The 21,340-nt window shown below is 58.3% G+C and carries 14 protein-coding genes; 1 reads left to right on the top strand and 13 read right to left on the bottom strand.

All coding sequences use genetic code 11. The features are described 5' to 3' along the window. Positions 1-9 precede the first annotated feature (9 nt). From KSS96_RS01655 to KSS96_RS27905, 7 genes are all read right to left on the bottom strand, one after another. Positions 10-459, bottom strand: coding sequence for an SMI1/KNR4 family protein (locus tag KSS96_RS01655; protein WP_017526122.1), 450 nt, complete (start codon positions 457-459; stop codon positions 10-12). 139 nt (positions 460-598) lie between these two features. After that, positions 599-892 carry a hypothetical protein gene (locus tag KSS96_RS01650; RefSeq protein ID WP_080598116.1) on the bottom strand — a complete coding sequence of 98 codons (294 nt, stop codon included), beginning with the start codon at positions 890-892 and terminating at the stop codon, positions 599-601. Between the two features lies 1 nt (position 893). Continuing rightward, positions 894-1,082 (bottom strand): toxin glutamine deamidase domain-containing protein, encoded by a 189-nt coding sequence (locus KSS96_RS28430; protein ID WP_476456099.1) that lies wholly within the window; start codon positions 1,080-1,082, stop codon positions 894-896. Next, complete coding sequence (locus KSS96_RS01645) at positions 1,079-1,708, bottom strand: hypothetical protein (RefSeq protein ID WP_217855598.1); 630 nt, start codon at positions 1,706-1,708, stop codon at positions 1,079-1,081. Before KSS96_RS01645 ends, KSS96_RS28430 begins: the two co-directional genes overlap by 4 nt. 156 nt (positions 1,709-1,864) lie before the next feature. Continuing rightward, complete coding sequence (locus KSS96_RS01640; protein WP_137220436.1) at positions 1,865-2,083, bottom strand: hypothetical protein; 219 nt, start codon at positions 2,081-2,083, stop codon at positions 1,865-1,867. After that, a complete protein-coding gene (locus KSS96_RS01635) occupies positions 2,070-5,024 on the bottom strand; it encodes a hemagglutinin repeat-containing protein (protein WP_225913306.1) in 2,955 nt (984 codons plus the stop codon). Before KSS96_RS01635 ends, KSS96_RS01640 begins: the two co-directional genes overlap by 14 nt. Further along, positions 4,966-5,520: a hemagglutinin repeat-containing protein gene (locus KSS96_RS27905; protein WP_263978340.1), complete on the bottom strand. Its 555-nt coding sequence runs from the start codon at positions 5,518-5,520 to the stop codon at positions 4,966-4,968. Before KSS96_RS27905 ends, KSS96_RS01635 begins: the two co-directional genes overlap by 59 nt. Before the next feature lie 381 nt (positions 5,521-5,901). Between KSS96_RS27905 and KSS96_RS01630 the strand changes: the two genes are divergently transcribed. Then, the gene (locus tag KSS96_RS01630) at positions 5,902-6,171 is read left to right on the top strand and encodes a hypothetical protein (RefSeq protein ID WP_017530705.1); all 270 of its coding nucleotides are present in this window, start codon (positions 5,902-5,904) and stop codon (positions 6,169-6,171) included. Positions 6,172-6,545: 374 nt separating this feature from the next. On the opposite strand, the gene KSS96_RS01625 is transcribed toward KSS96_RS01630, so the two are convergent. The 6 genes from KSS96_RS01625 to pgaB form a co-directional block, all read right to left on the bottom strand. After that, positions 6,546-6,809, bottom strand: coding sequence for a hypothetical protein (locus tag KSS96_RS01625; RefSeq protein WP_137220435.1), 264 nt, complete (start codon positions 6,807-6,809; stop codon positions 6,546-6,548). A gap of 375 nt (positions 6,810-7,184) precedes the next feature. Next, positions 7,185-15,305: a hemagglutinin repeat-containing protein gene (locus tag KSS96_RS01620; protein ID WP_225913305.1), complete on the bottom strand. Its 8,121-nt coding sequence runs from the start codon at positions 15,303-15,305 to the stop codon at positions 7,185-7,187. A gap of 31 nt (positions 15,306-15,336) precedes the next feature. Further along, positions 15,337-17,058, bottom strand: coding sequence for a ShlB/FhaC/HecB family hemolysin secretion/activation protein (locus KSS96_RS01615; protein WP_304650866.1), 1,722 nt, complete (start codon positions 17,056-17,058; stop codon positions 15,337-15,339). A gap of 454 nt (positions 17,059-17,512) precedes the next feature. Continuing rightward, positions 17,513-17,995 carry a poly-beta-1,6-N-acetyl-D-glucosamine biosynthesis protein PgaD gene (pgaD, locus tag KSS96_RS01610; RefSeq protein ID WP_065876852.1) on the bottom strand — a complete coding sequence of 161 codons (483 nt, stop codon included), beginning with the start codon at positions 17,993-17,995 and terminating at the stop codon, positions 17,513-17,515. A 2-nt stretch (positions 17,996-17,997) separates the two neighbouring features. Beyond that, positions 17,998-19,338, bottom strand: a complete 1,341-nt coding sequence (gene pgaC / locus KSS96_RS01605) for a poly-beta-1,6-N-acetyl-D-glucosamine synthase (protein ID WP_017528394.1) — start codon at positions 19,336-19,338, stop codon at positions 17,998-18,000. A 2-nt stretch (positions 19,339-19,340) separates the two neighbouring features. Further along, the gene (gene pgaB, locus KSS96_RS01600) at positions 19,341-21,338 is read right to left on the bottom strand and encodes a poly-beta-1,6-N-acetyl-D-glucosamine N-deacetylase PgaB (RefSeq protein ID WP_217855595.1); all 1,998 of its coding nucleotides are present in this window, start codon (positions 21,336-21,338) and stop codon (positions 19,341-19,343) included. Between the last annotated feature and the right edge of the window lie 2 nt (positions 21,339-21,340).

Raw genomic sequence — 21,340 nt, 5'->3', positions numbered from 1 at the left:
GACTGCTAATTATTGCTCCGCTCGCCAATCGACATAACCTTTTACCTCAATTAATTGTTTGAGGATGAAGCTTGAGAAGTTATCGGCCAGCACCCTGACCCCATCGATCTCCGAATCAATCGCTACTATCGACCAGTTATTGCCTGCATCAAAAGCATAAAGTACACCATCGGAAGTACCTGCAAAAACATACATCCGGCTATATGCATCCACCTCACATCCGGCGATGGCCGCGTATTTATCTGGACCATCTTCTATATAAAGTGCGCTGTCTAAATCGCCAAACCCAAAGGTTCCTAGAAACGCCAGATAGTCAGCAGGGGCGCTGTCGCGGTCCGCTGCATCGACCCCACTCAATACGGCTTCACGATCAGTCAAGCAACTCCCGTAATCACCCTCATAAAGTTCAGCGGAGGTGATATGGTTAATAAGCTCGCGAATTTTAAGTGCGTTTTCCATTATCATTTTCCGAATATTTTATTTGCAGGACCTTGGGCCTTCACAGAACCGGCGCCCACTGAGAAAGCAAGATCGGCACAGCGATAGACTTTCGCAGATTAGCCTCGGCAAAGTCGCCTTTTCAGTGTATGTACGTTACTTAAACTTCCTTACCAAAGCCCAATACAAACCCTAATAAATAAATAACAAAACACACGAACGCCAGTGCAGCCCTCCCTACTGGATTTGCGTCTTTACCTAAACCACCTGGACCAATAGAGACCCAGCCACCTCTCAGGTAGGCAAATACAGCTTGCCCAAACCATAACTGAAGCATCAGCGCGCTAAAAAATGGCCTTGCATCGCCCCAAAATCGAAAAAAGCAATTGAGTAATGCGGCAATCAGCAGCAATACCCCCAATAAATACCTGTATTTGTAGAAAGTCGACTTCATGCTAATTCCCCTTGAAAACTTCAATAGCTCTTTCCGCCAATTCGTCCCAGACCTTAGCAATACCCAGTGCATTGGACACTCTCAATGCAGATGCTGGATTACCTGCCAGTGTTGCATCAGTAGCAATTGAACAATTAACGCAATTATGAGTTCGCCCAGCGTCTGGATAATCGGGATTGACGTTCCTTATTGAACCGGCAGGTTCGTCCGCCCCTTAGCACCCGATTCATAGGGTCCGTCTTTATAAAACCCATCATCACCAAAGTAGTCTACCGCGGGACATAATGTGGGTTGAATCGTCAAAAGCGACAGCGCGCAGTCGTCCTCCTTTATCTCACCATGCCCCCGCTCCTGCATAAAAGCAAAGTATTCATCGGGAGCCGCTGGCCACTGCTGTCGCATCCCACTCACGTCACCCTGTTTCATACTCAACCTTGTGTACCTGTCACAGACTTCGGAGTAGTTAAGCGTCACCGCATTAACATCATCTACGACACAATTCCATTTCCTGCCAAATTCGTACGCCAACCATAAATACATCTCTATCGAGCCTTTTGAATGACCCAACTGCATTTCGATCATTGTCTTAGGAGGGGCACCCAAAAAATTTTCCCAATCGAGAATATCTTGCGAATCATAAAAATTCATGAATTTTTCGGAATTGAGTAATGAAATATACAAAGTGGCCTCGTCCCAATTCAATATTCCACGATTACGTTTTCCGATACTAACGACTCCGCCTATAGAGTGGATAAAATCAGCAAACGCATCTTCATCAATTGCCACATCCGATATAATTGAAGCTGAGTCGCTCACGATTACAACCCTCCTTTTTTGGCACTACTTTCACAAGTGGAATTAAAGGGGACAGATTTATTAATCGACTACCGACTAGCGTCACGTTTAAATAAATCCGCCCCCTTTCATGCACCCTTTTATACAAAAACTCAGCCACCTTTATTAAATTAAAAGTCAACGAATATTAAAAAACCACAGAACAAAACCTAGAACAAAGCCAACCCCAGCCATTTTTAAATAAAGCGGCGTATTTTCTTTTATAAGCACAATAAAGTCCTCGCCACCACTCAACCAATACCCGGCAATCTGAAAGAACACACACATAAACAACAGACCGAACGCACAGGCACAAGGAAGATAAATAGCAACCCACCAAGGTTCATTCTTTTTCATTGTTGTCTCTTTTCTTCAAATAGAAATCAGCTCCACTATTGAAAAATCCTGACGATACAGAGTCGCCCAGATTACCAAATATGGAGGGAACGGAACTTTGCGATGCCGGCCTGCTGATAGTCCATATTCCAGTCGGCATCCACTCATACTGCTTCGACACCGGGTTAAGCAGCTTATCAAGAGGCGCCTTGATCGTATTACCAACGGCAAACCCCACAGAAGCGCCCGCCTTACTTAACAAAGCTCCCATAAATGGGTCTTCCCCTTTCATTTCCGCTTGATAATAACCACCCGTTGCATTCCAAGTAACCGTCGGATTGTAACCTTTGCCAGCTGTGATCGCGCCGACTACCCCAGAGCCAATCACGTCCGACAGTGTCACTTTTCCTGTCGTTCCGTATTGGATAGCTGCACCAATACCTGCGGAAGCGCCCACCGCTATCAATTGCTCTTTACCTTTGGTCAAAGCGTTAGTAAGGATTGAACTTCCGCCCATCACCATTACCGGCCAAGAGAGCGGATCGATGACAACTGACATGACTCGGTCTGTGTCAGTAATATTTTCCTTCAAAAATTTAAGGTCCGAGCCATTGAGGTAATTTACCAGTGCGACAGCCTCGGGATTTTTCAATTTTTCACTCAGGCGGAACTGTGACGGGTCGGCATCTCTCGCAGCATTGGTGCTTGCCTGAATTTCCTCTTCCCGTAGGACACACGTTAAACCACCGCCAATGCAACGACCCATCATTTTTTTACTGTTTTCATTACTGATTTCAATATATTTTTTTAATACTAGACCGCAGTCGCCTTTAACGTTTTTGCAGGCCGATAGTTCTCTATCAAGTGCGCGGGCTTCTGTCTCACTCAGCCAGTTATTCTCCACCGCATTACGTCCTGCCTGAGCGCCAGCGGAGGCACCGAGCATATCACCGCCAGTGAGCCCTCCGCCCACCCCCGCAGCCAAGGTCGACAAGGCGGAAACCGTTTCCTTTTGCGCTTGCGTCAGGTCACTTGTTGCGGTGCCCGGATAAAGTTGACGGGCAATCAACTCACCCATCGCAGCGCCGGTGCCCCCTGCCAGCGCCGAATTTCCTTGCGCTTGCGCCACCATCGCGCCAAGCACTGCGTGAGCCATCAGGTTGGCGTAAGGGTCGCCTTCAGTTTTTTTCTTGATCTCCTGTGCCAGGTACGGCGCCGCGGCACCTGCCAACGCACCGCCAACATTGCCACCCATGACCGCTTGAACAATGGCGGTGACGGCTTGGCTGGCCCTCTGGAAGCTGCTCCCTAAGCCATAGTCCTTCTGAGCACGCTGGCTGACTTGTTCGGCAGTCGGGTTAGCGATGCCGTCTTCAATTAGCTTCTGCCGCGTGGCTTTGCCAGCCTCAGTGGTGGGGTCTTCGGCGTCCCTGATCTTCGCGGCAGCAATCGCGTCGCCAATGCCCTTGGTCAGCTCCATCGAGCTTTTGATCAGGTCCATGCGCTCTTGCATGGCCTTTTCGTCAGGCTTGTCGAGGCGCTGGTTGGCGTTGGCCGTGTCGCGGTTCAAGCCGACGAGGTCGTTGGCGCCTTCGGGGTTGCGCACTACGATCGTGCCTTCACTCACCGCGCTACGCGTATAACTGTGGTCCGAATCGTTCAGCGACATTCCATACAAGGCACCCGGCGTGAGGGTGCTCGCGCCGCTGCTGTAGGAACCAGAGACGCTCATGCCCGCCGACTTGCTCTCGATCTCGCTCTTGTTCTTGATGTCACTGACCAGCAGCCGATCGGTGAGCAGCAGGTTTTTGTCGGCCGTGGCTTCACTGGCAATCACCGCACCTTGCAGGGTGGTGTTTTTGGCCACATCGATGGTGTAGCCACCCTTGCCGGCAAAGAAGCCGCTCTGGTCGGTGACGGCCTGGTAGTCGCTGTTCATCTTCGACGCCGCCAGGTTCGCCGACGCGGTGACTGGGGAGCCATAACAGATCGGCGGAATACAGATGCTCGCACCGAAGCCTGCGCTGTTCTGCTTGCTCTTGGACGTTTCGGTGTCCTGGCGCGACAGAATGTTGAGGTTGCCGCCGATGTCGGCATCGATACGGTCAGCGCGTACCTGCGCGCCGATCAGGCTGGTGTCCTGGCCGCTGCGCAGCACCAGCGAGCCGGTGTCCAGCGTGGTGTTGACCTGGGTGACGGAGCCGCCCGACCCTAAGTTCTTGGCGGTTTGCGCGCCCAGGTCGATGGTGAAACCGTTTTGCTCGCCGATGTTGAAGCTGGCGCCGATGGCGGTTCTGTTGCGCGAGCCGTCGTTTTTGCGGTCAGTGGTGTTCTGTGCGCTTTGCATCAGGATGTTGTTTTTCGCGGACAACAACGTACTGTCGGCTTTCAACGTACTGCCGGTAATCGTCAAGTCACCCACAGTGCCCGGCGCATCGCCTGTAGCAATAATCGACAGTTTGCCCCCGGCGTTGAGGTTGCTCTGGTGAGCGGTCTGCGCCGTGTATTCGCTGCTGCTTTTGGTGCGGGTGTTGGCCAGCTCGGTACCGATCTTGATCAGTGAGCCGTTGCCGGCAGAGCCACCGGTCTTGTCTTTGAAGCCGGTGCTTTGCTTGGCGAGGTCGCCCGCCTGGTTATTCAAGTTGTACATCGACAGCGCCGCCTGGGCGATCTTCACGGCCTTGAGGCGCGGGTCGTCGGAGCTGCGTGCCGCCTCGGCTGCGTCGCGGATGCTGTTGGCGGTGTCGACCACGGTGCCCGCAATCACCCGCCCAACCGCCAAGCTTTTTGAGCTGTCCTTACTGGTCTGACTGGCCGTCTCCATCCCCGAGGTGACGGTGACATTGGCCCCACTCAACTCCATGTTCTTGGTGCTCACCAGATCACTGGCCACCACCTTCAACTCACGCCCTGCCGTCAACGACACATTGCCCGCACTCGATCCAATGGTGCTGCCGGTCAAGGTCATTGCTGCCCAGGGCGGTGGTGCGTTTTTCGTCGACTTTGTCCTGGACTTTGCTCGACTTCAGGCCGCCCCAGCTGCTTTTGCTTTCCTTGCGTTCGTGGCGAGCGCTGTCGGCGTTGCTGACGGCGAGGATGTTCACGTCTTGGCCGGCCACCAGTTGCGTGGCGCCTTTTTCAGCAGTGACGGCACTGCCGGCCAGCAGCAGGTCTGCACCGGCGACGACGGTGCTGTTCGTCCCCGCGCTGACCAGGCTGCCGACGTTGTTCACGACGTCGGTTTCATCCAGGCGGAATTTTTTGCCCTGGGAGGTTTTCTTGGTCTTGCTGTAGAAGCTGTAGTCCTGGTCTTGCGCGGCTTTGAGCTCGAGGTTTTTGCCGGAGACCAGGTACGCCTCGTTGCCGGCGTTGACCTGGCTGGCGACCAGTTGCAGGTTCTGCCCGGCGCTCAGGGTGGCGTCGCCGCCGGCCTTGATCACGCTGGACACTTGCTGCACGTGGTCTTCGATGCTCTTGACCTTTTTCGTGTTGCCCGTGGAGTGTTGCTCGTTGGCTGCCGCGATGGCGTTGAGGTTGGCGCCGGCTCGAAGGGCGACGTTGGCCTTTTGATGCCTTGCGTGTTTTTACGCTGAGGACTTATAGTCCGCCGGTCGTCCAAAAGGGCGATCGGATTTGGCGATCCGTTGACCGTATGCGAAAGCTTTCTGCTTGCTTGCAGGGGTTTCCGTACCCGCATCGCTGCTTTATGGCAGCTGTGCGCGGGAGACCTTCGGGTCTGCCGGAACTCGGTCCCGGTTCGCCAACCTGCGTACAGCTGTCACCCATTCGTTTGGCGACGATAGGTGACAGCTTTCATTACATCGACCGAGGTTTTACCTATGAATAGATACATGCCGCTTACGGGCCATGACTCAACCATCCCCGCGCTGGTGATCGATACACAAGCGCCCCTAGATGTTCTCTATGATGCCGCCGCGTATCGCATTCGTGCGGTAACTCAATTTTTGGAGAACCTCGCATTTCGGGAAGAGATCAGCAGTGATGCGATTGTGCTTCACGACTTTGCGCTGTTGCTGGCTATTCCGCTGCGGGATGGGTGTGATTTGTTGGATGTAATTGGGCGGAAGTTGAATTCACAAATTTCATAAATAAAAATGGGCGGTTATTTTCATAACCGCCTTATTTAAAAAATTTCAAATAGATAAAAATAAAACTAATTTTTAAAGATCGTAATATTGCAAGCTCAATTCCATAGACACTCAAACAAACGTTATCTGACCTCGATTACCCGCTCTACCACCCACCACGCCCGGATATAAAAGATTTCACATAATCCCACCGTGCAACTATCCAGCACACAGCAAATAATGCTGACAAGGGAAATCCAATCCAGATGAACACCCAGTTCGAATCTGTGCGAAGCAGTATACCAACCACTATGGCGACCATCATGCCGAAAAACGTACTCACCCCACACACCACCGCCGACAATGAAACTATCAGCAGCAGGGTATTTATAAGTTTACTTACTCGCATCGACCGCCTCATTGTTAAGGCTATTGCCTTTTGCGCCCACGGACAGAAAATATAGCAACATTGCACCACCATACGGCGCCTTTTTACCAAGAATAAATTGGTTATTAAAAAACTTTCTGACCGTCACATCAAATATTGATTTTTTCTTATTTAAACCATCAGCCAACCCCATCTTCAGAGGTACTTTTACAAACCCCGAACCAATTGACAACGCGAAAGCACGAGGGGCGGCAAGGGCTGAGGTACGCAAGAATGGGCATCCGAAGAAGGTTAAGTAAGTGCCATCAAATCTGTTTCCCTTTATTTTCTACTCTTTCTCTTGCACTTGGTATTACCTGAGTACTGTTTCACTCGCTCGATGGCATGTCAGGGTTAGCCTAACCTAGCATAAAACATCTACCAACCTCTGCGGCCCGTTACGAACTCCTTTACATACGTCCATCGGCTGACTGTCCAGTAAACAGCCAAGACAATTGAAAGTGGCGCGCCGATCCAGAGATAAACCCAATCATCGGTTGTTTTTAGAAGGACGCCGATGAAACCGGAAACCAGAACAGCTATAAAAAAACTAATGCCATAAACAACGCCCAATAAGCCCACCGCTAAAATGAACATTCGAATAGGGTTAATTCTTATCACGAGAGGCCTCCTCATAGAAAGTGTAGCCCTTCTCACCCACAGATTTTAGGTACACCGCTGCAGCGCTCCCATAGCGAATAGGCTTCCCAGTCCAGAAGTAGAACTGGTTGTTATCAAATTTTCGCACCGTTACACCGAACATTGATTTTGACCTATTCAAGCCGTCTGCAAGACCTAATTTCAAAGGTACCTTCACAAAACCGGCGCCCACTGAGAAAGCAAGATCGGCACCGCTATAGACCGTAGGTCCGTAACCACCAGGGATAAGATCAAAGGCGGCTCTCACGGGGTTGCTGTTGTCATTCAAGCCGGTGTAATGGTTCCACACGCCAGATCCGCCTTCCCACATGTTCCCCGCGCCAAACGTCATCATAGGCGCCCCAAATACACAGCCTGCGGCCGTGGCACACAATACCCCGCCAGAACCTACACTAATGCCCCCGCTTACCAAGGAGGTTGCGCTACCAGCCAGAGGAATAACATCGCGCGTGCCCCAGTCCTTCACGCTGTCAGTAAACGAATAATTGAATAAGCCCTTGTCTTTCTGAGCATCCGCCCACGCAAGTTCATTGCTCAAACCGACCATATCAGCTTCAGTCAGAACCGCATCGTGATACTCCTGGGTACCTCGATCCAACTGAGCCCAGCACTGAATAACGTAGCACAACGCTTTTCGCAGATTAGCCTCGGTAAAGTCGCCTTTCTGCGCCTCAGCCTTGATCGCCGCCACCTCTGCCTCATGAGCCGCTCGATTATAGACGTCCACCGACATCGCATTACCACCCGCAACGACTGCGCTGGCGGTGCCATTTCCGGAGCCAACCGCAGCGCCGACACCTACAGCGATCAATGCGGCCATCGTATCTTGGTCCACTCCCTTGATGTCATTTTTACCCAACGCATCAGCAATGATCGGCATCAGAGCAGCAGACGTTCCCGCCCCCAACGCGCCGCTCTGCACATTGCCGCTGGACACCCCAATAGCCGCCCCCGCCAACGCGTGCAACATCACACGCGCCGCACCGCCTTCAGCCCAAGCCGCCCGAGTGGCCGCATCCGACTTCGGATCAGTCGCACGTGACTGGGCATAATCGCCAATTTTGTTGAAGATATCGCTGGAGGCCGTGTTAGCGACAATGCCAACCGTCGTTCCAACAGGCGCACCACCCAGCCCTGCGGCGATCAGCCCGGACGCGATATCGGCCATTAACCGTTTGTCGCCACCGACCTGCCAGCGCTGGGCTTCCATGTAAGCGGCATTCGCTGCGAGCACCGTTTCAGCGGCGTCCGGCGAACCGGTCTCGGTTTGGGTTTTGGCTTTATCGGCCAGTGCTTTCGCCTCATCGGCCTTCGCCTTGCCTACCGCACTGATCACCCCACTGGCCAACTGCGCCGAGCTTTGGATCAGGTCAATACGCTCTTGCATGGCCTTTTCATCAGGTCGGTCGAGTTTCTGATTGGCATTGGCGGTATCGCGATTTAGCCCCACCAGGTCATTGGCACCTTCGGCATTGCGAACCACAATCGTGCCTTCGCTGACCGCGCTACGGGTGTAGCTATGGTCTTTCTCCTTGAGCGCTATCGGGATGCTGCCGCCCATCGACGCACCGCTGGTACTGCTGGAAGACACCGAAATACCAGCAGACTGACTTTTGATCTCGCTGACATTCTTGATATCGCTGACGATCAGCCGATCCGTGCTGAGCCGGTTCTTATCAGCTGACGCCTCACTGGCAATCACCGCGCCTTGCAGGGTGGTGGTCTTGCCGACATTGATGTCGTAGCCGCCCGTGCCCGCATACAAACCGCTCTGGTCGGTCACGCCCTTGTAGTCGCTGTTCATATTCGCGGCGGCAAGGTTCGCCGAGCCCGCTACGGTAGAGCCGTAGCAGAACGGCGGGACGCAGATACTCGCGCCGAAGCCTGCGCTGCTCTGTTTGCTGCGCGACGACTCGGTGTCCTGGAGGGAGATGATATTGAGGTTTCCGCCAATATCTGCCTTGATACGGTCCGCACGAACCTGGGCGCCTTTGAGGGTGGTATCGCCACCGCTTTGTAACAACAGGCTGCCTGTATCGAGGGTGCTATTGACCTGAGTGACGGAGTTACCGTTGCCATTGTTCTTGGCACCCTGCGCTCCGAGGTCGAGGGTGAAGCCGTTTTGCTCGCCAATATTGAAGCTGGCGCCAATGGCGGTTTTATTTTTCGACCCTTCGTTTTTGCGGTCGGTGGTGTTCTGTGCGCTTTGCATCAACACATCGTTTTTGGCTAACAACAACGTGTTGGCGGCTTTCAAGCTGCTGCCGGTGATCTGGATATCACCCTGAGTACCCGCCGCTGCGCCCGTGGCAACGATCGACAAGTCTTGCCCTGCGTTGAGCGTGCTCTGCTTGGCGGTGACACTGTTGAATTCGCTGCTGTTCTTGCTGCGGTTATTGGCCAGTTCAGTACCGATCTTGATCAGCGAACCGTTGCCGGGCGTGCCGCCGGTTTTGTTTTTGAAGCCGGAGCTTTGCGCATTGGCGTCCGAAGCCTGGCCATTCAGGTTGTAGGCGGCGAGGGCTGCCTGGGCGATTTTGACTGCCTTGAGTCGTGGGTCATCAGCGCTACGGGCCGCTTTGACGGCGTCGCGCATGCTGGTGGCGGTGTCCACTACCGAGCCCGCGATCACCCGCCCAACCGCCAAGCTCTTGGAACTGTCCTTACTGGTCTGACTGGCCGTCTCCATCCCCGAAGTAACGGTGACATTCGCCCCGCTCAACTCCATGTTCTTGGTGCTCACCAGATCACTGGCCACCACCTTCAACTCACGCCCCGCCGTCAGCGACACATTGCCCGCACTCGAGCCAATGGTGCTGCCGGTCAAGGTCATTTCATTGGCCGTGCCGTTGTGCTTCGAGCTGTTGATGTAGAGCTTTTGGTTGCCGGTCATGTCGTCCAGACCGAGCTTGTTGCCGGTCAGCACGCCGGTGAGGTCGCGATTTTTTTCCTTGTGCATGTCGGTGCGGGCGAAGGTGTTTTGCGCCGCGTCGATGGTCAGGTCGCGGCCGGCCTGTACGGCGAGGTCGCCGGTGCTGACCAGGTTGGAACCGGTGACCGTGGCGTCGCGTTTGGCGGCGACGGTGACCGTTTCGCCGGAGACCATGCTGCCCAGGGCGGTGGTGCGTTTTTCGTCGACTTTGTCCTGGACCTTGCTCGACTTGAGGCCGCCCCAGCTGCTTTTGCTTTCCTTGCGTTCGTGGCGAGCGCTGTCGGCGTTGCTGACGGCGAGGATGTTCACGTCTTGGCCGGCCACCAGTTGCGTGGCGCCTTTTTCAGCAGTGACGGCACTGCCAGCCAGCAGCAGGTCTGCACCGGCGACGACGGTGCTGTTCGTCCCCGCACTGACCAGGCTGCCAACGTTGTTCACGACGTCAGTTTCATCCAGGCGGAATTTTTTGCCCTGGGAGGTTTTCTTGGTCTTGCTGTAGAAGCTGTAGTCCTGATTTTCGGCGGCTTTGAGCTCGAGGTTTTTGCCGGATACCAGGTAGGCCTCGTTGCCGGCATTGACCTGGCTGGCGACCAGTTGCAGGTTCTGCCCGGCGCTCAGGGTGGCGTCGCCGCCGGCCTTGATCACGCTGGACACTTGCTGCACGTGGTCTTCGATGCTCTTGACCTTTTTCGTGTTGCCCGTGGAGTGTTGCTCGTTGGCTGCCGCGATGGCGTTGAGGTGGCGGGTGGCAATCAGGTTGACGTCGCGTTTGGCTTCGACCTGACTGGCCACGGCGCTGATATCGCGCCCGGCAATTACGTGCAAGTCGCGGCCGGCCTCGACCACGGAGCCCTGCTGGGCGATGGTGGTGAAGCTGGAGCGGTTGCCGATGGCGCCGCTGTCGAGGCTTTTTGAAGCGGTGATGTTGACGTCGCCCACGGCCCTGACCGTGGTGTCGGCGCCACTCTTGAGCACGCCACCGATGTTGTTGACGTTGCCACCGGCTCGCACGGCCAAATCGCCGGCCGATTCAATGCGCGCGGCGCTGTCGACGAAGTCGCTGCGTTCGGTGCGGTAGCTGCTGGCGCTTTCGTGGGTGGTGACGCTGCGTTCGTTGAGCAGGTCGGTGCCGGCGGCGAGGTTGACGTTGCCCGCGCTGATCACGCCGCCTGCGCGGTTGCTCAGGTTGCCACCGCTGAGCAGGTCGAGGCGACCACCGGCTTGCATCAAGCCGCTGTTGGTGAGGTTGCCGCCGACGTTCGCCAGCAGGTTGCCGGTGGCGCGCAAGGTGCCGGCGTTATTGAGGTTGCTGCCGGTGATCAGGTTGATGTCCGTGCCGGAAATCAACGCACCGTTGGGTGCCAGGCGGTTGTTTGCCTGGGCCAGGTACAGCACCGGCACCAGCACTTGTTGCCCGGCGACGGTGGCGTTTTCCAGCCACACGATGTCGTGGGTCAGGGCGGCGACTTGTTCGGCGGTGAGGCTCACGCCCACGGACAAATTCAGGGCGCTTTTGCTGCCGATGGCGTTGTCCATCAGGTGCTTGAACAGGTCGGCGTCGCTGGTCTGGCCATCGATAAACCGCTGGCCGGTACGCGCGAGTACGGCTTGCTGGATCAGGCGTTGTTCGTAGAAGCCGTCACCCAGGCGACGTTGCGCGGTGTCGGGGTCGTAGCCGAGCTTGGTGAGCATGTAGTCCGAGCTCATGAACTGACGCATATCAGTGAGCAGCGGGTTGGTTTCAATCAGGTATTTGTGCGGGTTGGCCGCAAACTGGCTGGTGGGCAGCCCGGTCGCACCGTCTTTATCGTTGAGGTGGAACAGACCGTTCTCGCCGGTGGGCAGGTCGAAGCCGGGCAGGCTCAGTGGGTTGACCTGTTGCTGGGCAACGTCCGGCGGCAATTGTGGGTTGAGCTTGACCTGGGTCGAGTAGCCCGGCGCCTTGGTGTTGGCGCCGCTGCCAACGTAGGTGTAGCCACCTTGCACGACGTTGTTGTCGATGCCGGCCTGAGCCTTCACGTCAACGGAGCCGCCCGCCTGGATCACGGCGGCGTAGCTCTGGTCCGGCGCCATCAGCTGGGTGGTTTTGCGCAGAGCGGTTTTTTCGCTCTCCATTTTGCCGATGAACGAGGCCATGGCGGCTTCAACGCCGTCCATGTTGTTACCCGCCGAATAACGCTGGGTAAAGGCGGCCGCCTCGCGGTACCAGCCTCCCGGCCTGCGCTCGCGCTCGGAGGTAAAGATGCGGTCGTATTGGGTGTCGTGGGTCACCAGGCCGACGTTGCTCAGTTGGTCGACGCGCACGGTCATGGCGCCGCCGGCAGCGATGCTACTGCTGCTGTTGAGCAACGTGCCGCCGGTGAGCAGCATATCGGCGCCCGAGGTAATACCGGAGCCGGCCGTGGCGTCGGTGACGACAAAACGATCGCGTTGGGTGATCTGGAACGGGCGGTTCTGCTTGCCGCCTTCACAGTCGCCGCCCGTCACGCCGTCGATACACGCGGTGGGCGTAATGGACGCGCTGTAGATGCCGGACGCGGTGGTGAGCACGGTGCGGATGTTTTCGAGCGTGCTGGCCGCCAGGATCAGGTTGCGCTCGCTCTCGATCGTTCCCGAGCTGTTGATGATGCTGCTGGCCAGGCCGCCCTGGCCGTCGCGGTCGACACGCAGGTTGCCCATGGCGTAGATCGCGGCGCCGAGGTTTTTCAGGCGGTCGACCTTCAGGTTCATGTCGCCGCCGCTGAAGATCAACCCGTGGTTATTGAGCAGGTTGCCCACCGCCAGGTCGAGGCTGCCTTGGCTGGCGACGGCGCCGCCCACGGTCCAGTCCCGGCCGATGCCGACCAGGCTGCGAGTGCCGAGCAGTTTGCCGGTGGCGGTCTGGTTGAGGGTGTCGACATTGACCGTCAGGCGCCCGGCCTGGATCGCGGTGCTGTTGGTCCAGTTGGATTGTTCAAGGGTCAGGTCGCCGTAGGTCACCAGGCTGCCGCCGACGTCGTCCAGGCTGATGCCGCTGAGGTCGAGCGCACCGGTGCCGGCGTGCAACACCGTGCCACCGGTGTTCTGGAAGGAAGTAGCGGCGAGGCTCAATTGGTCGTTGGCCGTCTCCAGACGGCCGCTGTTTGTGAGCATGCCCCCGATGGCGTAACGGGTTTTGCCGCCGCTGCCCAGGGCGCGCATTTGCCCGCTGTTGTTGAGGCTGGCGGTGGCGACATCGAGCGTCGTGGCGCTTTCGATCAAGCCACGGTTGGTCAGCGCGCCATCGAGTTTGACCTCGATCTGGTTGCCGGCAATCTCGCCACCGTTATCCACATTCAGGCCGGTAAGCCGTACGCGATCACGGGCAAACAGCGCGCCGTCGCCGTTGTTGAAATCAGTGGCGTGAACCTTCGCATCACCGGCTTTGGCGGCGATGCGCCCGCCGTCGTTGTCGAGGGTACCGGCCGTGATGGTTACGCCGGCCTTTTCGCTGTGGATCAGACCGTTGGCGCCGTTTTGCAGCAGGCCGGTGGCGGTGAGTGCCAGGCCACCGCTGGCGGCCAGGGTGCCTTCGTTCCGGTTGTCGATGCTGTTGGCGAACAGGGTCAGCAGACCCTGGCTGGCGAGCTTGCCGCCTTGGTTGTCAACGTGGGCCGCGCGTTGGATCAACAGCGGCCCGGCGCTGGCCAGCTTGCCGTTGCGATTGATCAGGTCGCCGATCAGGTCCAGGGTGATTGCACCGCCACCGGTGAGGCTGCCGGCGCGGTTGTCCAGGGAGTTGCCGTGGAGGGTGAAGGCACCGGTACTGTCGATGATGCCGCCCTGGCTGTTGTCCAGCAGGCCGCTGACGGTGAGGGTTTGCACGCCGTCGCTGAGCAGTCGACCTTTGTTGCGGTTATCGACGCTGTCGGCAGTAACGTTCAGCACCTGTTTGGCGTTCAAGGTGCCGCCCTGGTTGTTCAGGGTCGTGGCGGTGACGTTGAGCTCGCGATTGGCGATCACCGTGCCGGTGTTACTGATGTGCTGGCCATCAAGCTTGACGTTGCCGAGGGGGTTGCGGGTGTTGTCGGCGTTGACCCCGGCCTCGACGATGCCGTTGTTGATCAACTGGCCTTTGCTGGTCAGGGTGATGTTGTCGCGCGCGGCGAGCGTCTTGCGGTTTTTCAGTTCGCCTTTGGTTTGCGCCGTGAGCGTGGTGCCCGCGTAGACGGCGCCGTTGGTTTCCAGGCTGGCCGCCTTGATATCCACCGCGCCGCTGGCCGCGGCCTGGGCCATGCTCAGGTGGCCGTTGGCATCCAGTTGAATATCGCCGCCGCTGGCGGCCAGCGTGCCGTCGAGTTTCACGCCCACGCCGGCTTCGGTGCCCACCAGTTTGATCGCCCCGGCGTACATGCCGCCCAGGGCCGATGAGTCGATGGCCAACTCCGGCTTGGCGCTGCCGTCGTCGGCGCGCGCGGTGGTTTTAAGGCTTTGTGCGTCGACGTCGTTGCGCCCGGCAATCACGGTGAGCTGGCGCGCGTTGATCTGGGCGTTGATCTTGGCCGAACGGGTGATGATTTCGAAACGGTCGACGTTGCTGGCGTTCAAGCCCTGGCCGTCGATGGTCACCGCACCGCCGTCCACCTGGTAGCGGTCGAGGCGCCCGGCCTGGTCGATGATCGGCTTGCCGGTGGTCAGGGTGACGTTGGGAGTGTTGATAAAGCCGCAGCCGTTGCAGCTCACGCCATAAGGGTTGGCCACGATGACCTTGGCCGACTGGCCCGCCACTTCGGTGTAGCCGCGCAACTGGCTGGGGCTGCCGCCGTTGACTTCGTTGAGGATGACATTCGCGGCGCCGCCCTTGAGGTTCGGGTTGCCGACGATGATCCCGCCCAGTTGCGTGCTTTGCACCATGCCCGTGGCGTTGTTGAGGATCACGCCGTTGGGGCCGACGTTGTAGTCCTTGAACTGGTTATGGGACAGCCCGCTGCCGTTGGGCGTGGCGATGTTGACCACCGGCACGCCATTGCCCGCCTGCCCGACGGTAGTGCCGGGCCCGCTGACCACAATGCCTTCGGCCTGGGCCAGCAGCGGCTGCCAGAACAGCGCGTTGGCCAGGACCAGTGCCAGGCCGCGTTGTGTCAGGGTTTTCAGGGCGGTAGAAGGGCGAACGTCCATATTCAAAATCTCAAAGGCTGCGGGCGTTGAATTACAGGTAGAAATCCAGGCGGAAATAGATCGGCGCTTCGCGCTCGGTTACCACGCCAGGCCTTTCCAACGAATGGGCAAACGTCACGCTGGTGCTGACGTGCTTGCCACGGGCGAACAGCTCCAGGGAGTTACTCGACACACGGCCATGCTGGTCTTCGTTGTAGCGATCGTTGCGAATCACGCCCTGGTCGTAGCCGACGCTGGCGCCGTACTCGGCGAAGGCCGGGCGCATCCAGTCGAGGGTCACCGGGCGGGCCCAGCGCACTTCGTTGCGCCAGTAACCGCCACTGTCGCCGTTCAGTTGCTGGTCCTTGAAGCCACGCACCGAGTACGAGCCGCCAAGGCTCATGCGTTGTGGTGCGTACAGCACGTCTTCACTGCGCTGCCCGGTGGCCAGGCTGGAGAAGCTCAACGACTCGCCCCACAGCGTGAACGGCTGCAGGTAACTCAAGGTGGCGGTGTATTTGCGATAGCGCGGGGTGGGCGTGAGGTTGCCGCGAATACGGGTCTGCTCATCCTTTTGCGCATCAAAGGCACCGATGCCGTTTTGCATGCCCACATCAAGGTTGACGAACGCGCTGCCGATACGGCGCCCGTGGCTGACACCCACCTGAAATTCGCTGAGGCGGTTGCTGCTGACGTCCAAGCGTGTGTCGTTGATGTAGTTGTTGGTGCGCAAATGGGTGAGGCCCACATTGACCGACGTTTTGCTCACGTCGTCGCGATGCACCACGCGTTCGGCGCGCAGTTGGTGGTTCTGGCTGTCGCCCCATTGCTTGTATTTGAAGTCGTCGACGCTGCCCGGCGTGCGGTAGTCGCTCTCGCTGTAGGTGTAGCTGAAGTTCCACCAGCCCCACGGCACGTTGTAGTAGAGCATGCTGTTTTTCGAGGTTTTCTGGTGGTCGCTGATGGCGTCGTGGCCGCCGCGCAGTATCAGTTGGTCAGCCAGGCCCAGCGGGCTGTCCCACTCAAGGCCCGCGCCCCATTGCTGTTCGCCGGTGCTTTTCTGGCCGTCGTTGTTGCGCGACAGGCTGGCGCGCCAGGGTTTTTGCGGCTGGTTCCTGACCAGCACTTCACTGCCGCCGATCTGCGCGCCGGGGCTCAGTTCCATTTGCGCCTGTTTGGACGGCAAACGGCTCAGTTGATCCACCAGTTGCTCGACTTCACGCAGGTTGAGCGCCTCACCCACCTTGCCGGGAAACGCCATCGCCAGCTCGCGATCGGTGACCGTGCTGCCTTGGGCGCCCTTTATGCCTTCGAGTTTGCCTTCGACCACCAGCACTTGCAGATGGCCGCTGGACAGGTCCTGTTGCGGCAAGTAGGCACGGCTGGTGACGCGGCCCTTGGCGATGTAGTAATCGGTGATGACCTTGAGCAATTGGTTAAGCTGCGCCACGCCCAGGCATTGGCCCAGATATGGTTTGAGCAGGCGCGCGCGATCGGCGGCGGACAGGCTGTCGGCGCCCTTGAGTTCAATGTCCTGGATGGGGAAGCAGCGGATGTCCGCCGGCAGTGCCGGGGCCTCGGACGTGCTGCCTTTGCCGGGCAGGTCCTGGAGTTCTTCGAGGCGCCGACGTTGCTCTTCGAGCAGGCGGTTCTGGCGGTCGCGGATCAGGTCCTGATCCCCGGGCGTGGGGGCGGCCATGGCACTGTTCAAGCTCACATAAGTGAGCAGCAAAGTGCAGAGGAAATACCGAGTCCGTGGCAATAAAAAAGACATATTCGGTCCGTCGAAAATCAAGGGCCGGGAAACTAACATCGAACTTGCGCCAACCCAAGAAACTGAGCGAGTTGCACATCCGTACCAGTTATCCACGCAACACATTGATTAATAACAACAAATAAATATCAAAAAGTTAGACAGCCTCAAACTGGAAGTATTCTTCCGACAGGCGGCAACTGTTTCGATAGCGATTCGTCGGATAACTTAGAAGCTGCCATTATTTAGCCAGCAAGTTCTTTCCGAGATAGGTTAGTACCGAAAAACCCAGATAAGTTCGCGGGGGTTTTGTGAATTGGATCGCACTTGTCGACATTCATCTTCAAGGTCCAATGGCTATCCACAATGTGGAAGGGGCTTGCTCCCGACAGCGGCGTGTCAGTCGATGCATCGTTGACTGAACCATCGCAATCGGGAGCAAGCCCCCTTCCACATTGGGTTGGATTTACGATTTTTAGCTGGCGTCTTTGTTCTGATCCTTGCCGGGCACCAGGGTCAAGCCGGGCTTTTCCACGTCACGCGAGACATGGGCTTTGACTTCCGACACGCCGCCGTCTTCGTCGTTGTGGATCACCAAAACCCCCGGCCGGCGCAATTGCTCCAGATCACCGTCAGCCAGGCTGAAACTCTCGCTCAGGCGCTGGTCGCTGAGGGCCTTGGCCTCGGCGCGACGCTGGGCGAACTTGCGCCCCTTGCGTTGCTGGTAGCGCGCCCAGGTCACCAGGATCACCGCGTTGAACAGCGCAATCCACAAGTAGATCTGCAAAGTGTTCAGCGCCGCGAAGATCGGCGCTTCAATGCGCGGGCCACCGTGGGTGTCCAGCATCGAGGTGATCCCGCGCGCCAGCAACCAGACCAGCCCGCCCCAGGCCATCAGGGTCAGGATTACGTCGATGATCCACATCACGGTACTTTGGCGAGTTCTGACCAGTTTCATGCTCACGCCTCCTCTTCGACAGGTTTGATACCGCGGTCCGGGCTGACCCAGCGCGCACGCTTCTGGTGCTGGTTGAACAGCACTTTGGGGAAACTCACCAGCGTGGTGAACAAGCTGACCAACCAGAACACCATCGGGTACCACACGGTCCAGAACAGGGTTTTCCACAGGTCTTTCTCGTAGCGCCGGTCGATCAGGATGCTCACCGCAAACTGCACCAGGCACACCATCGCCAGGACCAGGCCGGTAAACGCCGGCGGCACCAGGGAGTCCACGGCAATCGCCTGGGGCAGCACGATGAATTTACCCAGGCCCCAGAAGATCACCGACAACAGGAAAGTGAAGGCCCAACCGGTGGACAAGCAATATTCGAACAACAGCGGCCACAGATAGCGATGGCGCCATTGCCAGATGCCACGGATGTTCTTGAACAGCACTTCGGCACCGCCCTGGGCCCAGCGCAGACGCTGTTTCCACAAGCCGCCGACGGTTTCGGGCATCAGGATCCAGCACAGCGCGCGGGGCTCGTAGAAGATGCTCCAGTGATCGAGCTGGAGTTTCCAACTGACATCGATGTCCTCGGTGATCATGTCGGTGCTCCAGTAGTCGATGCGGTCCAGCGCCTTTTTACGGAACGCCACCACCACACCCGACACCGTGAAGATCCGCCCGAACACGCGCTGGGTACGCTTGATCAAGCCGATGATCGAGGAGAACTCGCCCACCTGCACGCGGCCGATCAAGGTCGAGCGCGTACGGATACGTGGGTTGCCGGTCACGGCGCCCAGGCGTGGGTTATCCAGCATCGGCGCGACCATATAAGCCGCCGCGTTTTTGTCGAGCAGCGCATCGCCGTCGATGCACACCAGATATTCGCTGCGCGAGGCCACGGCGCCCATGCGCAGGGCCACGGCCTTGCCCTGGTTCTGCGCCAGGTGCAACACGCGCAGCCGCGGGTGCTCCAGCGCCAGGGCGTCGAGTACCGCAGCGGTGTTGTCCTTGGAGCCGTCGTTGACCGCGATCACTTCGATGTTGGGGTACAACTGGCCCAGCGCCGCATGGATGGTGTCGGCGGCGTTATCACCCTCGTTGTAGCAAGGGATGATGATCGAGATCAGCGGGTTGCCGGCCAGGGTCGGCGCCGGGGTGTCTTCTTCCCAGGGCCAGTGGCGCTCCCAGTGCAACCAGAAGTACAAACCGCCGGCGATCCACAGCGCCGACATGAACAGCGGGTAGAAAAACACGAAGTCCATCAGGAACTGCCCGGTAACCAGGAAGATCAGGCCCAGGGGCACGCCCAATACCAATGCCAGCACGAATAAAGCCAGGATTCTGTCGAACATGGTCAAGGGTTCCATTGGTTGGAAAGGGCCGGACGCACAGTCTTCAGGTCCGGGGAGTTTTCCAGGAAGTTGTCCGGGTAGTAGCCAAAACTCGTGACACCCTGGCGTTTGAGTACGCCCATCCATTCGGCCATTTGCTCGGCGGACAGGTCGGGGGCTGCCGGGGTACGCCAGTCCTTGGCTTGCAGCTCGAACACCGTTCGCTGCATCGCACCGGGGCGGGCCTTGACCGTGGCCACCAGTTTTTCCAGCCAGGCATTGGAGTTCTTGAGTGTCTCGCCTTCCATCAGCGGCATGGCCATGGGCGCGGTCCAGTCATAGGTCTGGAGGAAATCGTCGAGGTTCTGCGCGAACCAGGCTTCGCTCTGCGGGTTGAGCATCGGCTGGGCGAAGATATTGCGCGCGGTCAGCACCTGCGGCCCGGCAATGGCGCGGACCTTGGCGGTCAGCTCATTGGTGAAGTCGATCAGGTAGCGGCTCTTGAAGCGCGTCCAACGCTGCATTACCGCAGGGTCGGCGCGCAGGGCGTCGATGCTGTCTGGCAGGCCGTTGGCCGCGTAGGCCTTGAGCGCTGCGGGGCTGGCGTCTTCGAAGTCGGAGAATACGGCGTCATCGTGGTACAGCACACCGTCGATCGCACTGTTGCGCGCCAGGTCCTCATAGAGTTCACCAATGATTTTGCGCACCTGCGGGTCGAACGGCGACAGGCGTTTGTATTGGTCCGGGTCGATGCCCACCTTGCCGGTTTCCGGGTCCCAGCGCGTGACGCGGGGCAGTTTGGGGTCAAGGGCGAAGCTCAGCACCGGCATCCACGCATATACCGCCGCATGGGCACGGGTGTGCAATTGCCAGGCGACACGGTTGAACAGGTCGGCGCGCACCGGCAAATGGCGATTGGGGAAATACAGCGAGTGCACCAGGCCGTCACCCTTGGGGTCGGCGAAGGCTTGCAGGAACACGGTACCGGCGCCCATGTCCACCACGCGCTGTACCAACTGGTCGAGGTTGCGCGCTTGTTGGGCCGGGTCAGGGTCGTAGACGTTGTCCAGGTCCACATGCAGCACGCGCAGCGGCGCCGGGGTTTGCACGGCGACAATGCTGTTGGCGAAATGCTCGCCGTCCGGGTCGGAAGCCACCAGGAAGCGCGGGCTGTTCATCAAGTCACTGGAGCTGTCGAGGCCGTCTTCCAGGGTCAGGGCCATTTGGTAGCCCTGCTCGCCGACGATCGCCAGCGAGGTGCCTTTGGCGGCGCCGTAGGGCCATACCCACACCCGGGGTTTTTTGCCGGTCACGGTTTGGATCTTGTTGGAGATCGCCACGACATCGGCACGCAGCCGTGCATCGAACTGCGCCTGGCTTTCGTAGCGCCCGGTGGCCGGGTCAAAGCGCAGAGACGTGGCGGCCGGCTCCAGGTTGCCCTGGGGGTTGGCCAGGATGCCTTTGTGATTGGCATCGGTGTGCGCGGCGATTTCCACCAGGCCCGACTGCGACACTTCACGGATCTGCTGCCAGGTCAGGAACTCGCCACGTGGCCGGGGCGAGCCGGCGAAGTCCACCGGTTGGTTGAGCGGCGTATCGATCCAACTGCCCACCGGCGCCAGCAGGGCCGGCCAGCGGTAGGCGCGCAGAATCGGCATCACGCGGGTGTAGAAGCTTGAATAGCCGTCGTCGAAGCTGAGCATGACGGCCTTGGGCGGCAGCGCGGGGCCGCCATTGCGCGCGGCCAGCACTTGGTCAACGCTGACCGCCTGGTAGCCGTTCTCGCGCAGCCAGGCCAGCTGTTCGATCAAACGTTCGGTGCGCACCGCCACCACAGCCTGGTCGGGGTCGCGGTCCGAGACGTCATGGTAGGCAATGCCCAGAAAATTGTTTTTCGGCCACGCCTGTTCGTTGGCCGGTGTCGGCCGCTCGGCGGGTGGAGTGAAAGGGGCGGGTTGCTGGGCGCAGGCACTGGCCAGCAATACACCCAGAACCAACAAGCAACGGCTGAGGAGGGTCATGG

The sequence above is a fragment of the Pseudomonas asgharzadehiana genome, from assembly GCF_019139815.1.
GTDB lineage: Bacteria > Pseudomonadota > Gammaproteobacteria > Pseudomonadales > Pseudomonadaceae > Aquipseudomonas > Aquipseudomonas asgharzadehiana.
The sequence above is the reverse complement of the archived record's forward strand: the minus strand, read 5'-3'. Positions and strand labels throughout refer to the sequence as shown.

Coding starts and splice junctions, on each gene's coding strand:
- pgaD (WP_065876852.1), bottom strand. CDS start 17,995: ATGAAACTGGTCAGAACTCGCCAAAGTACCGTGATGTGGATCATCGAC.
- KSS96_RS01630 (WP_017530705.1), top strand. CDS start 5,902: ATGAATAGATACATGCCGCTTACGGGCCATGACTCAACCATCCCCGCG.
- KSS96_RS01640 (WP_137220436.1), bottom strand. CDS start 2,083: ATGAAAAAGAATGAACCTTGGTGGGTTGCTATTTATCTTCCTTGTGCC.
- KSS96_RS01655 (WP_017526122.1), bottom strand. CDS start 459: ATGGAAAACGCACTTAAAATTCGCGAGCTTATTAACCATATCACCTCC.
- KSS96_RS01650 (WP_080598116.1), bottom strand. CDS start 892: ATGAAGTCGACTTTCTACAAATACAGGTATTTATTGGGGGTATTGCTG.
- KSS96_RS01615 (WP_304650866.1), bottom strand. CDS start 17,058: ATGTCTTTTTTATTGCCACGGACTCGGTATTTCCTCTGCACTTTGCTG.
- KSS96_RS01620 (WP_225913305.1), bottom strand. CDS start 15,305: ATGGACGTTCGCCCTTCTACCGCCCTGAAAACCCTGACACAACGCGGC.
- pgaB (WP_217855595.1), bottom strand. CDS start 21,338: ATGACCCTCCTCAGCCGTTGCTTGTTGGTTCTGGGTGTATTGCTGGCC.
- pgaC (WP_017528394.1), bottom strand. CDS start 19,338: ATGTTCGACAGAATCCTGGCTTTATTCGTGCTGGCATTGGTATTGGGC.